This window comes from Actinomyces sp. oral taxon 169, assembly GCF_013394715.1.
Lineage (GTDB): Bacteria > Actinomycetota > Actinomycetes > Actinomycetales > Actinomycetaceae > Actinomyces.
In genome coordinates, this window is record NZ_CP058259.1 from 1,560,668 (window position 1) to 1,575,455 (window position 14,788).

The following is a 14,788-nucleotide window of genomic DNA, read 5'->3' on the forward strand; positions in this document are numbered from 1 at the left end:
TCGATGTTGCGCGGGTCAGTGTGAGGTTCTCGAGGTATCCGCGGTGGGGGCGAGGGCCGCGAGGAGCGCGGTACGCATGAGATCGATATCGGGCTGCTGCCCGGTCATGAGCTGCACCTGGGGCACGGCCTGGTGAAGGAGCATGAGCCAGCCCGGGGCGAGGGCTCCCCCGGCGTGCGCCCAGGCACCGGCGACGGCGGTGGGCCAGGGGGCGTAGACGACGTCGAGCATGACGGCTCCTGGGCGGGTGCCCTCGGCCTGGTCCAGTGCCTGCCTCAGTGGGTGCGCCAGCGGGTCAGCCGCATGTGCGGGCAGGGTCGAGATGACGACGTCGGCTGCGGCCAGACGCCCGGCCGCCTCGGTGTTGGAGGCGGAGTCGGCCGGCTTCCAGGTGAGAGTCTCAATGTCCAGCCCCATGCGGTGCGCGGCGCTGAGTGCGCGACCGGGGCCGGCGTGTCGCCTGGCCACGACGGTGATCCGGCCGGCCCGGAGCTCTCCGAGCGCCGCGAGGGCGGAGCAGGCGGTGGCCCCCGATCCGAGCACCACGGCCTGCTCGATTCGCAGGCAGCCATCCGGACGGTCCGGCGCCTGTGTACGGGCGGCCTCCCGCAGCGCGCCGACGATACCGGCGACGTCGGTGTTGAAGCCGGCCAGGAGCGCGCTTCCTGCACCGCTGCGCTGTGCCACCACGGTGTTGACGGCGCCGACGGCCTCGGCGAGAGGATCGATGACGTCCAGGCGCGCCAGAAGCGTCTGCTTGTGGGGCATGGTGACGCTCAGGCCCGCCCAGGCCGGACCGGCCTGAACCGGAGAGGCCAGCTCGGCGAGCAGGGCTGACATCGCCTCCGAGTCCGTCTCGCGCCGCTCGTAGGACCAGCCGTCCAGTCCGAGCCCGGCGTAGGCGGCCCGGTGCAGCACGGGTGACAGCGAGTGGCTCACCGGGCTGCCGATGACGGCAGCACGGTGGCGGATCACCTCGGCCGGTGACTCAGCCACTCTTCTTCTCGCCGTTGCAGATTTCCTGGTTCTTCTTGCAGTAGTCGTTGAGCTTCTTGGTGTTGGCCTTCTGCTCCTCGTTGGTGGAGGCGAACAGGGTCTCACCGGTCTCGAGGTTCACCGTGACGAAGTAGAGCCAGCTCCCGGCCGGCGGGTTGAGAACCGCCTTGATGGCCGCCTCGCCGGGACTGCCGATCGGCCCGGGCGGGAGACCCTTGTGAACGTAGGTGTTGTACGGGTTGTTGGCGTCCTGAGTCTCCGCCTCGGTGGGGATGCCTCCATAACGTCCCAGGCCGTACTGCACTGTCGAGTCCATCTGGAGTAGGCCGTGGGTCTCGCCGTCTGTCTGCGACAGACGGTTCTCAATGACCCTCGCTGCCTGCCCGTAGTACCGTTCGCTGTTGACCTCGCGCTCGACGATGGAGGCCTTGGTCAGAACCTTCTGGTAGTCCTCCTTGGGCACCTTGAGCTCTTTGAGCTCGGTGACGGTCTGGGAGACCATCTTCTTGACCAGGTCCTTCGGCGTGGCGTTCTCAGTGACGTCGTAGGTGCCCGGGGCGAGCCAGCCCTCGACGTTGCCGCCGGCCTCGGCGGGCAGACCGATGGCCGCGGAGTCGGCGTAGGCCGCCTCGATCTGCTCATCGGTGAAGCTGCCGACCTTCTTGAGCCGGTCCTTGACGATCTGCTTGGAGACACCCGCGGGGATGGTCAGTGTGTGATCGCCCTTGCTCTCAGGATCAAGCAGCGCCTGGAGAGCGGAGTTGGCGGACATCTTCTTCTTGAGCTTGTAGGTACCCGGCTGGATCGTATTGCCCTTCGGGTTGTTCTTCGCCGCATTGGTGAAGGCCTTGCCGGAGGCGACGACACCCTTGCTCTGGAGGATGTCACCGATATCAGCTCCGGAGGCCCCCTCCGGGATCGTCACGGTGACCTCGCCCTCGCCCTCACCCTTGTAGTCCTCGGCGTGAGTCGCCTGGGCGGAGGCGTCGCGCATGATCCCGATGGCCTTGTAGCCCAGGACGCCGACGGCCACGAGGGTGATGACGATGACAAGGCTCGTCAGCCAGTGCCGGCGCCGTTTGCGCTGACGGCGCTCGACCTTCTCCATACGCCGCTGCCTGCGGCTCTTGGGCTTGTCCTTGGCGTCACCAGCGTCCTCATCGCGCTGGATGCCGAGCTCGGCGAAGAAATCGTCGTGGCTCACGCTCTGCCTCTCTTGATCGGGTGGACTCGCTCACCGGCCGGGACCCCGGACATCCGCTCAGTGGTGATGGCCTGTTCGAGGATGACGACCGATGCCGCTTGGTCGACAATACCGCGGAAGCTCCTTTCCTTCAGGCCGGCCGCGTGCAGATCCCGGTGAGCAGAGACGGTGGTGAGCCGCTCGTCGACCAGCCGGACGCACACCCGCTGAGGCAGCCGGCTCGCCAGGTCTCGCGCCCACTGGCGGGCGTCCCTGGTCGAGCTCGAGCTGCCGCCGCCCATGTGCTTGGGCAGACCGACGATCACCTCGAAGGCACCGTACTCCTCGACGAGGTCAACGGCCTCGTCGAGGTCTGCACCATAGCGGTCCCGCCTGAGAGTTACCACAGGAAACGACAGGATCGCGTCCTGATCGCAACGAGCGACACCAATGCGTGCCTTTCCGACGTCGAAGGCGATGCGTACGCCGGGACGGAATTGCGTCGGGTCCGGTTGAGCCGATGAGTCTGTCACAGGATCTGCTGCGAGTGCGGGGCGGGCCGGTTTCCTGGATCAGGCCTGGATCTGCTCGGCGACGGCACGCAGCGCCTCGTCCAGGGCCTGAGGGTTCTGACCACCGCCCTGGGCCAGGTCGTCCTTGCCGCCGCCTCCGCCGCCCAGCACCTGGGCGGCGGTGCGCACCAGGGCACCGGCACGGATGCCCTGGTCACGGGCACCGGTATTGGTGGCCACCACCACGACCGGACGCGAGCCGACGACCGCGCCGATGGCGACGACGGCGGGCTCGGCGTCACCGAGTCGGCTGCGGGTGTCGAGGACCAGCGAGCGTACGGCGTCGGCCGAGCCGACGGTCCCAAGGTCGGCTGAGGCCAGACGGACCTCGCCCAGCCGGACGGCGTCGGAGACGATGCCGGCCGTGCGCGCCGACAGCGCCGCCTGCTCGGCCGCGGCCAGGCGCTTCTCGGCTTCCTTCAGGCGCGTCATGAGGCTCTCGACTCGCTCGGGCAGGTCCTCGGGGCGGCCCCCGACCATGGTGGAGAGCTGGGAGACCAGCGCGTGCTCCTTGGCCTGGTAGCCGTAGGCGCCCTCACCGACGAGGGCGTCGATGCGGCGCACGCCCGAGCCGATCGAGGACTCGCCCAGCACCGCGATGCGGCCGATGTGGCCGGTGCTGGGCACGTGAGTGCCGGCGCACAGCTCCTTGGACCAGTCACCCCCGATGGAGACGACCCGCACCTGCTTGCCGTACTTCTCCCCGAACAGGGCCATGGCGCCTGCAGCGCGGGCGGCGTCGATGTCCATGACCTCGTCGGTGACGGCCAGGTCCTCCGACAGCCTGTTGTTGACCCGCTCCTCAATGCCGGAGATCTGGTCCGAGGCCAGGGCGGAGCCATGGCGGAAGTCGAAGCGCATGCGGGAGGGCGAGTTCTCGCTGCCGGCCTGGGTGGCATTGTCGGAGACGATCTCGTGGAGCGCCTTGTGCACCATGTGGGTGGAGGTGTGGGCCCGGGCGATCGCCAGGCGGCGCGCCGAGTCGATCTGGGCGAAGGCCTTCTCCCCCACCGCGATCGTGCCCTCGGTCAGAGTGCCACGGTGGACATGCAGCCCCTTGACGGGGGCCTGGACGTCGTCGACCTCGACGGTGCCGCCGTCGGCCAACCGGATCGTGCCCTGGTCGGCGAGCTGGCCACCCATCTCGGCCCAGAACGGAGTCCGGTCCAGGACGACCTCGACCTCGGCCGGGGCGGTGACGACGCTCTGCGGGACGCCGTCGACGAGGATCCCGGTGACGGTAGCATCGGCGGAGGACTCGGTGTAGCCCAGGAAGGTCGAGCCCCCGCCCATCTCCTTCTCCAGCTCGCGGAAGACGCGGATGTCGGCATGTCCGGTCTTCTTGGCGCGCGCGTCGGCCCGAGCGCGCTCCTTCTGCTCGTTCATGAGGCTGCGGAAGGCGCTCTCATCGACATCGACCCCCTGCTCGGCCGCCATCTCCAGGGTCAGGTCGATGGGGAAGCCGTAGGTGTCATGCAGCTCGAAGGCGCTCTTGCCCGACACCAGCGGACGCCCAGAGCGGCCCGCCTCCTTCTTGGCCGAGGCCACCGCGGTGTCCAGGATCGTGGTGCCGGCGGCCAAGGTGCGGCGGAAGGCGTCCTCCTCGCCGTAGGCCACCTCGGAGATGGTGCTCCAGCCGGTCTCCAGCTCGGGGTAGGAGGCCTTCATGGCGTCCTTCGAAACGGTCAGCAGAGTGGGCATGGCGGCCTCGTCGACGCCGAGCAGGCGCATGGAGCGCACGGCCCTGCGGATGAGGCGGCGCAGAACGTAGCCGCGGCCGTCGTTGCCGGGGCGCACGCCGTCGCAGATGAGCATGAGGGCGGAGCGCACGTGGTCGGCGACGACCCGCATGCGCACGTCATCGTGGTAGGCCTCGCCCGCCTCGGGGCCGGCCGAGCCGCGGCCGTAGGCCTTTCCGGACAGCTCCTCGGCGGCCTTGATAACGGGGAAGACCTCGTCGATCTCGTACATGTTGGGCTTGTCCTGCATGATGAAGGCCAGGCGCTCCAGACCGGCACCGGTATCGATGGCCGTCTGGTCGAGCTTGCCCAGGAGCTCGAAGTCGTGCCCCTTGCCCTCTCCGCGCAGGAACTCGTCGAAGACGAGGTTCCAGATCTCCAGGAAGCGGTCGCCCTGGGTGTCGACGGCGGGACCGCCGTCGGGCCCGTAGGCGGGGCCGCGGTCGTAGTGGACCTCGCAGCAGGAGCCGGCCGGGCCGGGCTGGCCCGTGGACCAGGAGATGTCCTTGAAGGGAAGGAGCTGGATCCGCTCGGCGGGAACCCCGATCTCACGGGTCCAGTAGTCCAGGGAGACCTGGTCCTCCTCCCAGATCGTCATCCACAGCCGGTCCCCATCCAGACCGTAGCCGCCCTCCTCGCGGCTGCCTGTCAGCAGGCCCCAGGCGTAGGAGATGGCCCCCTCCTTGAAGTAGTCGCCGAAGGAGAAGTTGCCGTTCATCTGGAAGAAGGTGCCGTGGCGCGTCGTGATACCGACGTTGTCGATGTCATTGGTGCGGATGCACTTCTGCACCGAGGCGGCCCGGGGCCAGGGGGCCTCCTCGGTACCCAGGATGTAGGGGATGAAGGGCACCATGCCGGCCACGGTGAACAGGATGGAGGGCTCGGGAGACACCAGGGAGACCGAGGGCCGGATCTCGTGCTCGTTCGCGGCGAAGTAGTCCAGCCAGCGGCTGCGGATCTCGGATGTGCGCATGGGGTCCTCATCCTGTTCGAGGTGTGCCCAGGCACTGCGGCTCTTGGGCCTGGTGCTGGGCGGGTGGACGGTGTGGTGTGGCCGACCGGCCGGCCAGGTACGCGGCGGAGACGGTGGAGCCAGTCGCCTGCGGGCGCGGAGCCGGTCGAGTTGCTCCGTGGTGAGCGTACTCCCACGCCGGGGCGCCCCGAACCTCTCATGGGTCCGGGGCGCCCCGGCGTCAGGTGGGCGTGAGGGTCAGCGCGAGTAGTACTCGACGACCATCTGGACGTCACAGGTCACGGGGACCTCGTCGCGCTTGGGGCGGCGCACCAGCGTGGCCGAGAGCTTCTCGAGGTCCACGTTGAGGTACTCCGGGACGGGGGGCAGCACGTCGCGGTGCGCACCGGCGGCGGCGACCTGGAAGGGCACCATCACCTGGGAGCGGGGACGGACCTGGATGGTCTGGCCGGGCTTGACGCGGTAGGAGGGGCGGTCCACGACCTTGCCGTCGACGAGGATGTGGCGGTGGACCACGTCCTGGCGGGCCTGGGCGATGGTGCGGGCGATCCCGGAGCGCAGAACGAGGGCGTCCAGGCGCATCTCGAGCAGCTCAACGAGGGACTCACCGGTCAGGCCCTGGCCGCGACGGGCCTCCTCGAAGACGCGCTGGAGCTGGGCCTCGCGGATGCCGTACTGGGCGCGCAGACGCTGCTTCTCCTTGAGACGGACGGCGTAGTCGGACTCGGTGCGACGGCGGGCGCGGCCGTGCTCACCGGGGCCGTAGGGGCGGCGCTCGAAGTAGCGCACGGCCTTGGGGGTCAGCGGGATACCGAGGGCGCGAGAGAGGCGCACCTGGCGGCGGGAGCGTGAAGAGCTCATGTGTGTCATTCCTGTCGGATCGATGGTCGCACGCCGTGGCAGGAGCCGACGGCGCGGGGTCAAGCCTCAGTTCGGGCCGGGACCCCAGGAGGTCCGCATCGTCGTCGGCCGGTAGCACCTGCAGCAGGCGCCTTCCGTCTCCGATGTGGACAACTCGAGAACTGTAGCGTGCTCACCGGCGAAAACCCAGGTTGGAACCGCCCGGTGTGAGACGGTCCTCAAGCTCTGCCCGACCCCACCTGAGGCATTCACGATGCCCGCTATCGCTCATCGAGGATGCGCCTGACCGCCTCGAGGCGGGAGGCCAGCTGCTTCTCGAAGCCGTTTCCGGTGGGCCGGTAGTACCGGCTGCCCTCGAGCCCGTCGGGCAGGTACTGCTGGCCGACGACGGCGTGGGGGAAGTCGTGCGGGTAGCGGTAGCCCTTGCCGTGCCCGAGCCCCTCGGCCCCGGCGTAATGGGCATCGCGCAGGTGAGCGGGCACGGCCACGGCCTTACCGGCCCGTACATCGGCCAGCGACTCGTTGAGCGCCACAGTGACCGCGTTGGACTTAGGAGCGGTGGCCACGGCGAGCGCGGCCTCAGCCAGGATGAGCCCGGACTCCGGCATCCCGATCATGGCGACCGCCTGCTGGGCGGCCACGGCGGTGGACAGCACCGTCGGGTCGGCGAGCCCGACGTCCTCGGCGGCGTGGATGACGATGCGGCGGGCGATATAGCGGGGGTCCTCCCCGGCGGCGATCATGCGCGCCAGGTAGTGCATCGTGGCGTCGGAGTCCGAGCCGCGCATCGACTTGATGAAAGCGCTGATGACGTCGTAATGCTGGTCTCCGGCGCGGTCGTAACGCACCGCCGCCACGTCAGCGGCCCGCTCGACGTCGGCGATCTCGATGAGAGGCGACGTACCGGAAGCAGGTGTCTGCGCCAGGACCGTGCCGGCGGCGGCCTCCAGCACCGTGAGCGCCTTGCGGGCGTCGGAGCCGGCCATGCGCACGATCTGCTCGCGAGCCTCCTCACTGATGCCCACGGCGCCGGCCAGGCCCCGCTCGTCATCCAGCGCGCGATCAATCACGCGCCCGATGTCATCGGCCCCCAGAGGCTGGAGCGTCAGGAGCAGGGAGCGGGACAGCAGCGGTGAGACGACGCTGAAGGACGGGTTCTCCGTGGTGGCCGCGATGAGCGTCACCCACCGGTTCTCCACGCTGGGCAGCAGGGCGTCCTGCTGGGAGCGGGAGAATCGGTGCACCTCGTCGATGAACAGCACCGTCTCCTCCCCCGCCGCCAGACGGCGCCTGGCATCGGTTACGACGGCGCGCACGTCCTTGACGCCGGCCGTGACCGCCGACAGCTCCACGAACCGGCGGCCGCTGCCCCGTGCCACCAGGTAGGCCAGCGTCGTCTTGCCAGTTCCGGGTGGGCCCCACAGGATGACCGAGGACAGGGAGGAGCTTGACGGCCGTGCGGCGCCACCCCGTTCACCGGCATGGGCGCCCCTGCCCGCCTCAGCCGGCTCCACGAGGCGGCGCAGAGGCGATCCGGGAGCGAGCAGGTGCGCCTGCCCCTGAAGCTCATCGAGTGTGCGCGGCCGCATCCGCACCGCCAGCGGCGCGTGGGAGTCCGCGGGGATCCCGGCGTCATCCGTGCCGGCCGACTCGAACAGGTCCATGCGCCGACCCTATCTCCCCAGCCGCCGGGCCCGCGGCCGCACGATCTTCAGGGGCTTGCAAGGTCTGACGTGGAGGTGGGTCCGGCGAGCACCGCCGGCGCGGCGATGGCCGAATCGATCACAGGTCGGTCACAGGAGGCTGACGTCTCCGGCGCCCTCGCGCAGCACCTCGGGGACGTCGTCGGTCAGGTCGACGACGCTGGTGGGCTCGCCCTGCCCGACCGGGCCCTCGATGACGACGTCGATGAGGTGGCCCAGCGACTCCTGGATCTCCCATCCGTTGGTCTCGGGCTCCTCCTGGCCGGGGCGGATGAAGGTGGAGGACAGGATGGGGGCGCCGAACTCGGCGACGAGGGACTGGGTGATGGCGTGGTCGGGGATGCGCACGCCCAGCGTGTGCTTCTTGGGGTTGAGCGTCATCCGGGGCACGTCTTTTGTGCCCTTGAGGATGAAGGTCCACGGCCCCGGGGTGAGCCGCTTAATGAGCCGGAACGCGTTGTTGCCCACGATGGCCAGCGGCCCGACCTGGGCGAAGTCGGCGCACACGAAGGTGAAGTTGTGCTTGCCGTCGAGCTGGCGGATGGTGCGGATCCGGTCCAGTCCCTCCTTGTTGCCCGGCGCACAGGCCAGGGCGTATCCGGAGTCGGTGGGGTAGGCGACCAGGCCGCCGTCGCGCAACGTGTCGACGACCTTCTCAACCAGACGCGTCTGCGGGTTGACGGGGTGGAGCTCGATGTAACGTGCCATACCCCTACCCTACCCCGGGTGATGGTTCTCACATAGCGTTCTAGGCACAGACAGCCATCAGCAGCCAGGGATCTGGTGGGCGACGTCGGAGAAGACGCCGGTGACCCCCCAGTTGAAGAGCTCGTTGGCCCGACTTGGCGAGTTGACGGTCCAGACGTTGACGCCGTAGCCCGCGGCCCGAAACTCCTGAACCTGCTGCCGGGTCAGGCCGGAGTCTTCAGGGTGGATGTAGTCGGCGCCCACGATCTCCAGCGTGCTCCTCCAGTCGTCCGACAGTGCGCGCCTCTCGTAGAGGCACCCCACGGGGACCTCAGGGGCGCGCTGCTTGAACAGGTGGAGCAGGAGGTGGCTGAAGGAGGAGACGATGACCTTGACATCGGGACGCAGACGCTCGAGCTGCGTGATGACGCCGTCGATGAGACGCAGGCTCGCCTCCTTGCCAGTCCCGTTGGGCTTGATCTCGATATTGGCGTTGAGGCCGGTGTCGTTCATGAGGTCGATGAGATCGCCCAGGGTGGGAAGCGGCTCACCCGCGAACCGAGGGGAGAACCAGCCTCCGGCGTCGATGTCCGCCAGATCGGCCGCCGTCAGATCGTCGTACCGACCGGTGCGATTCGTGGTCCGGTCCAGGGTGGAGTCATGGCAGATGATGACCGTTCCGTCGGCGATGACGTCGACGTCGGCCTCCACCCACGTCACCCGATGATCCACCGCACAACGGAAAGCGGCCATGGTGTTCTCCGGGGCCAGCGAGCTCAGGCCCCGGTGCCCGAAGATCATGCGCTGCTCGTCGCCGCACACGCGCCCACCACTGTCTGAGGTCACCGATGACATGGCCGGAATGCTACATGAGCCGCACGAGCGCACTCCGCGGAAGAGCGCTTTGACATCAAGGCAAGTTGATATAAAATCCCTTGTATGCGAAAGGTCGCCACCCCACCGGAGGCCCCCCTCGGGGAGGACTCGGCCGTGGTGCAGCTGTTCAAGGCGCTGGCTCACCCCATGAGGGCGAGCATCGTCTACCGCCTCATCAGCTCACCGGCTGACGTCACCGAGCTGGTGACGTTCCTCGGTGTCTCCCAGCCCCTGGTCTCGCACCACCTGCGGGTCCTGCGCAACGCCCACCTGGTCGAGTCGGTCCGCGACGGCAAGCGCCAGAGCTACTCCCTCATCGACGACCATGTCGCATCCATCTTCATCGACACCCTCGAGCACACGAAGGAGCACGATCATGACTGCCACCACTGAGCACCGCCCCGCTGAGGCCCACCAGCACACCCACGGCCCCGACTGCGGGCACCTCGCCGTCATCCACGGAGACCACGTGGACTACATTCACAACGGCCACGCCCACCACGAGGACAACGGCCACTACGACGAGTGCGACACCTGCTCGTGCGAGCACTGCTCGGACCCCTGTGCCGTGTGCGAGTGCGAGGACTGCACCTGCCCCACCTGCAACCACAACACCTGCTCGTGCGAGCACTGCTCGGACTCCTGCTCCTCGTGCACCTGCGAGGACTGCACCTGCCCGACCTGCACGCACGCCGCCTGAGCGACGCAGTCAGTCACCTCTGGACGGGATCCGTCTTCAGGGGGTGCGCCCCTGTGAGGGCCTCTTGCCGAATGACATACGTCGGCAAGAGGCCCTCACGGTTTCCCGCAACGCTGTAGCCGACGGCGCCCGACGCAGACGGGCACCCCCTGGACGATGAGGCTCAGGGATTGGCGGGTTTGCGCCGATGCGCACGCCCAACGATCATGTGCCCATGAGCAGTCCCCTCCCTGTTTCCGGTGCTTCTGCGCACGTCGCACCGCCTGTACCCGGTGTCCGTCTGGGACAGGTGCTGGGTCAGGGAGGATTCGCCACCGTCTACGCCGGGGAGCAGCTCTCGTTGGGGCGCCCAGTGGCTGTCAAGATCGACTCCAGGCCGCTGCACGACGAGCGCAACCGCCGACGTTTCATGCGGGAGATGGCGGCCGCCAGCCGGATCAGCGGGCACCCGAACGCGGTCTCGCTGATTGACTCCGGAGTGCTTCCCGACGGGCGCCCCTACCTGGTCATGGAACGCTGTGACGGAGGCTCCTTGGCCCAGGTCCTGCAGCGCGGCGAGCTCAGCGCCGCCCAGGCCGTCAGCATCATCTCGGCCGTGTGCTCCGCCCTGGGCGCCGCTCACGACGCCGGAGTCCTCCACCGCGACATCAAGCCCGGAAACATCCTCATTGACGCTTACGGAGGACCGCGTCTGAGCGACTTCGGCCTGGCCGCCATCCAGCGCGAGGGCATCGACTCCTCCGTCACCCTGGAGACGATGACGCCGGACTTCGCTCCCCCTGAGGCCTTCACCCTGGCCGCGCCCTCACCCAGGGGCGACGTGTGGTCGATGGGGGCCGTTCTTTTCGCGCTCCTGACCGGACGCGGTCCTCGACGCACAGCCGACGGCGCCCCCCAGAGCCTGCCGGAGATCATCAACCACTTGTCGGTGCCCGTGGACACCTCCGACACGCGCATCCCCGAGGTGTTACGTCCGCTGCTCGACCGGGCACTGCACCCCGACCCCGCTCAGCGGTACCGCGACGGCAACGAGCTGACCGAGGCACTGACTCGGGCCGGTGAGCTCTCGAACGTCGCATTGAACGCCCCTCACTCGGCACTGCGTCCTCCCCACCCCCGCCCTGCGTCGATCCTGACGCCTACAGACGGCTCACGCCACTCGAGCAGGGCCCTGATGCTCCTGGCACTGGGTGTGACAGCGGGCGTCGTCATCTCCGCCGCCGTGCTGGGAGCCATCAGGCTCATCGACTCGGTGCCCTCGGCGAGCCGAGCGTCCCAGCGGGCCTCTGCCTCGCCCATCCCACATGCCGGTGCCCGGGCGGAGCAGGGTGCCGGCAGCCATCCCTCGACCACGACCTGGGCAACCGTCCCCGGCTCCCGGAAGGCCTCACCCTCCCCGTCAACCGCCCCGGCTCCCGCGCAGGTCAACGCCCAGGGCATCCCCTACTCCGACGACATGCCGTGGCCTCTGGGAACCTGCCTGAGCCGGACGACCTCGGTCGTGGGTGGCACGAGTATCAGCCAGGCCGACTGCTCCCAGGCCGACTGGATCGTCTTCGCCGGCGGAACCTTCGATCCGGCCACGACCGCTTCCACCGCCACCGAGGCCATGAGGAATGACCCTCAGGTCACGGCCACCTGCACCAGCGACTACGCACAGCGCTACGGGCTCGACCTGTCCACCAGCTACACGATCAACACGCTCGGTCCCAATGATGAGGAGTGGGCTGCGGGCAGCCGGGGTTTCGCCTGCGTCCTGGGCCGGTTGTAGAGCTACCGAGCCAGTATCGAGGTCTCAAGCCATCGACGGGTGCGCGCCAGAGCATTCGTTCTGACGCGCACCCGTCGACCATCTCGGTTCGCCGTGGGTCCTGTGGGCTCTCAGGCCTTATTCGCTCCCTCAGGCTTGTCGGCCGTGTCGGGCTCGGCGTCGACCCCGGCCTCCTTGCGCTGTTCAGGCGTGATCGGGGCGGGCGCCTCGGTCAGCGGGTCGAAGCCGCCACCGGACTTGGGGAAGGCGATGACGTCGCGGATGGAGTCGGCCCGGGTCAGCAGGGAGACGATGCGGTCCCACCCGAAGGCGATACCGCCGTGCGGCGGAGCACCAAACTTGAAGGCGTCCAGCAGGAAGCCGAACTTCTCCTGGGCCTCCTGCTCGCCGATCCCCATGACGTTGAAGACGCGCTCCTGGACGTCGCTGCGGTGGATACGGATGGAGCCGCCACCGATCTCGTTGCCGTTGCAGACGATGTCGTAGGCGTAGGCCAGAGCGCTTCCCGGGTCGGTGTCGAAGGTGTCGAGGCACTCGGGCTTAGGCGAGGTGAAGGCGTGGTGGACCGCGGTCCAGGCGGACTTGCCCAGGGCCACGTCGCCGTCGGCCTTGGCCTCGGCGGAGGGCTTGAACAGGGGGGCGTCCACGACCCACACGAAGGACCACTCGTCGTCGTCGATGAGGCCGCAGCGCTTGCCGATCTCCAGACGGGCGGCGCCCAGCAGGGCGCGCGAGGAGTCCACCGGCCCGGCGGCGAAGAAGATGCAGTCGCCGGGCGCAGCGCCGGCAGCCTGTGCCAGGCCCTCGCGCTCGGCGTCGGTGATGTTCTTGGCGACGGGCCCGCCGAGGGTCCCGTCCTCGGCAACGGTGACATAGGCCAGGCCCTTGGCGCCGCGCTGCTTGGCCCACTCCTGCCAGGCGTCGAAGGTGCGTCGGGACTGGGAGGCCCCACCGGGCATGACGACGGCGCCCACGTAGGGATTCTGGAAGACCCGGAAGGTGGTGTCCTTGAAGTAGTCGGTGAGGTCCACCAGCTCGCAGCCGAAGCGCAGGTCGGGCTTGTCCGAGCCGCACCTCTCCATGGCGTCGTGGTAGGTCATGCGGGCGATGGGAGTGGGCAGCTCGTAGTCGATGAGCGCCCACACCTCGCGCAGCACGTCCTCGGCAACGGCGATGACGTCGTCCTGCTCGACGAAGCTCATCTCCACGTCGAGCTGAGTGAACTCGGGCTGGCGGTCGGCGCGGAAGTCCTCATCGCGGTAGCAGCGGGCGATCTGGTAGTAGCGCTCCATGCCGGCGACCATGAGGAGCTGCTTGAACAGCTGCGGGCTCTGCGGCAGGGCGTACCAGGAGCCCGGTGCCAGCCGAGCCGGGACCAGGAAGTCGCGGGCGCCCTCCGGGGTGGAGCGGGTCAGGGTGGGGGTCTCGATCTCCACGAAGTCATGGGAGTCCAGGACCCTGCGGGCGGCCTGGCTGACCTTGGCACGAAGGCGGATGGCGTGCTGCATGGCGCTGCGCCGCAGGTCGAGGTAGCGGTAGCGCAGACGTGCCTCCTCACCGACCTGTCCGGCGTCCTCGGCGTGGTCGGAGACCTGGAAGGGCAGCGGCGCGGAGGCGTTGAGAATCTCGACGTCGGAGACGACGACCTCGATCTCGCCGGTAGGCAGGTTCGGGTTGGCGTTGCCCTCGGGCCTGGCGCTCACCTCCCCGGTGACGGCCAGGACGTACTCGGCGCGCAGGTCGTGGGCGATCTCCTCGCGGATAACGACCTGAGCGATCCCCGAGGCGTCCCGCAAGTCGATGAAGGCCACGCCTCCGTGGTCACGACGTCGATCCACCCATCCAGTGAGGGTGATGACCTGGCCAATGTCTGAGGCGCGCAGGGAGCCTGCGGTTCGGGTTCGCAGCACGGTGCTGAGTTCCTTCCGTGTGGGGCACTGAGCCGGTGCCCGTCGGGGCGCACCACGAGACGGGTGGGCGCCGGCGGCAGTTTACAAGGAGCTCGGGCCTCAGTCCTCAGGCCATGGCCCGACGACGCTGATAGGCAGCCATCCTGCGACGGTTGATCGCCACGAGCACCGACAGCACCACCAGGATCACACTGAGCCCAAGGACGAAAGCACCGATGATTGGGAAACCGGACGACTCACCACCGGGCCCCGCGGCTTGGATGCCGGCGGCGGCGCCGTTGGCCCGGCCCGAGGCCGCGACCTGACGGGGCGGCGGGGTGGGAGCCGGTGGAACGGTGGGAGGGGAGGACCCACCTATGACCGTGACACCCGATACCGTGAAGTAGGGGCTCTTGTTGGTGTAGTCCGCCGCGTTGCCCTCCTGGCCGCTCTCCCCCTGGGCCCCGAAGACCCGGAATCGCAGCCAGTGGTTGCCCTGCTCGACGTACTCGGGCAGCTCGAAGGAGCCTGCGGCGGTGCCGTCCTTCTTGACGGTGATCGTGGTGACCACCTCGGACTCCCCGGGGCGCGAGGCGACCGGTGCGCCGTCGTCGATGAGGACCTGGACCGTCACGCCGCTGGGGAATCCCGAGAGCGTGTACATGATCGTTCCTCCGACGGCGACCGTCGAGGGGCTGACTGTTGAGGCGGTTCCCGTGGTGGAGGGACCGGTCTTGGTGTCCGCGCTGGCGACGGGGCTCGTGGAGACCACCGCTACCAAGGAGGCCAGGAGCACGAAGCAGACGATGACCAGCATCCGAGGTGATCCCTGGAGGCA

Annotated in this window: 13 protein-coding genes; 3 read left to right on the forward strand and 10 right to left on the reverse strand. The window is 68.7% G+C overall.

What is annotated here, in order from left to right; genetic code table 11:
- Positions 1 to 15 precede the first annotated feature (15 nt).
- The 8 genes from HW274_RS06700 to HW274_RS06735 form a co-directional block, all read right to left on the reverse strand.
- Positions 16 to 996 carry a shikimate dehydrogenase gene (locus HW274_RS06700; RefSeq protein ID WP_185988435.1) on the reverse strand — a complete coding sequence of 327 codons (981 nt, stop codon included), beginning with the start codon at positions 994 to 996 and terminating at the stop codon, positions 16 to 18.
- Positions 989 to 2,200 carry an endolytic transglycosylase MltG gene (gene mltG / locus HW274_RS06705; protein WP_075253892.1) on the reverse strand — a complete coding sequence of 404 codons (1,212 nt, stop codon included), beginning with the start codon at positions 2,198 to 2,200 and terminating at the stop codon, positions 989 to 991. Before mltG ends, HW274_RS06700 begins: the two co-directional genes overlap by 8 nt.
- Positions 2,197 to 2,712: a Holliday junction resolvase RuvX gene (gene ruvX, locus HW274_RS06710; RefSeq protein ID WP_185988436.1), complete on the reverse strand. Its 516-nt coding sequence runs from the start codon at positions 2,710 to 2,712 to the stop codon at positions 2,197 to 2,199. Before ruvX ends, mltG begins: the two co-directional genes overlap by 4 nt.
- 39 nt (positions 2,713 to 2,751) lie before the next feature.
- Positions 2,752 to 5,463, reverse strand: a complete 2,712-nt coding sequence (alaS, locus tag HW274_RS06715; RefSeq protein WP_185988437.1) for an alanine--tRNA ligase — start codon at positions 5,461 to 5,463, stop codon at positions 2,752 to 2,754.
- 237 nt (positions 5,464 to 5,700) lie between these two features.
- The gene (rpsD, locus tag HW274_RS06720) at positions 5,701 to 6,324 is read right to left on the reverse strand and encodes a 30S ribosomal protein S4 (RefSeq protein WP_009747225.1); all 624 of its coding nucleotides are present in this window, start codon (positions 6,322 to 6,324) and stop codon (positions 5,701 to 5,703) included.
- Between the two features lie 260 nt (positions 6,325 to 6,584).
- On the reverse strand, positions 6,585 to 7,988 hold the full coding sequence (locus HW274_RS06725) for a replication-associated recombination protein A (RefSeq protein WP_075253895.1): 1,404 nt from the start codon (positions 7,986 to 7,988) through the stop codon (positions 6,585 to 6,587).
- 129 nt (positions 7,989 to 8,117) lie between these two features.
- The gene (locus HW274_RS06730; protein ID WP_075253896.1) at positions 8,118 to 8,735 is read right to left on the reverse strand and encodes an L-threonylcarbamoyladenylate synthase; all 618 of its coding nucleotides are present in this window, start codon (positions 8,733 to 8,735) and stop codon (positions 8,118 to 8,120) included.
- Between the two features lie 57 nt (positions 8,736 to 8,792).
- On the reverse strand, positions 8,793 to 9,569 hold the full coding sequence (locus HW274_RS06735) for a glycerophosphoryl diester phosphodiesterase (RefSeq protein ID WP_185988438.1): 777 nt from the start codon (positions 9,567 to 9,569) through the stop codon (positions 8,793 to 8,795).
- 84 nt (positions 9,570 to 9,653) lie between these two features.
- Here HW274_RS06735 and HW274_RS06740 point away from each other — a divergent pair, with 84 nt between their 5' ends.
- The 3 genes from HW274_RS06740 (at position 9,654) to HW274_RS06750 (ending at position 12,061) form a co-directional block, all read left to right on the forward strand.
- The gene (locus tag HW274_RS06740) at positions 9,654 to 9,983 is read left to right on the forward strand and encodes a metalloregulator ArsR/SmtB family transcription factor (RefSeq protein ID WP_004564836.1); all 330 of its coding nucleotides are present in this window, start codon (positions 9,654 to 9,656) and stop codon (positions 9,981 to 9,983) included.
- Entirely contained in the window at positions 9,967 to 10,290 is a 324-nt protein-coding gene (locus HW274_RS06745; protein ID WP_009405546.1) for a hypothetical protein, read from the forward strand. Before HW274_RS06740 ends, HW274_RS06745 begins: the two co-directional genes overlap by 17 nt.
- Before the next feature lie 214 nt (positions 10,291 to 10,504).
- Entirely contained in the window at positions 10,505 to 12,061 is a 1,557-nt protein-coding gene (locus HW274_RS06750) for a serine/threonine-protein kinase (protein WP_185988439.1), read from the forward strand.
- Positions 12,062 to 12,171: 110 nt separating this feature from the next.
- On the opposite strand, the gene aspS is transcribed toward HW274_RS06750, so the two are convergent.
- Positions 12,172 to 13,971 (reverse strand): aspartate--tRNA ligase, encoded by a 1,800-nt coding sequence (aspS, locus tag HW274_RS06755; protein ID WP_185988440.1) that lies wholly within the window; start codon positions 13,969 to 13,971, stop codon positions 12,172 to 12,174.
- A gap of 106 nt (positions 13,972 to 14,077) precedes the next feature.
- A complete protein-coding gene (locus HW274_RS06760; protein ID WP_256692446.1) occupies positions 14,078 to 14,767 on the reverse strand; it encodes a DNA-directed RNA polymerase II in 690 nt (229 codons plus the stop codon).
- Positions 14,768 to 14,788 lie beyond the last annotated feature (21 nt).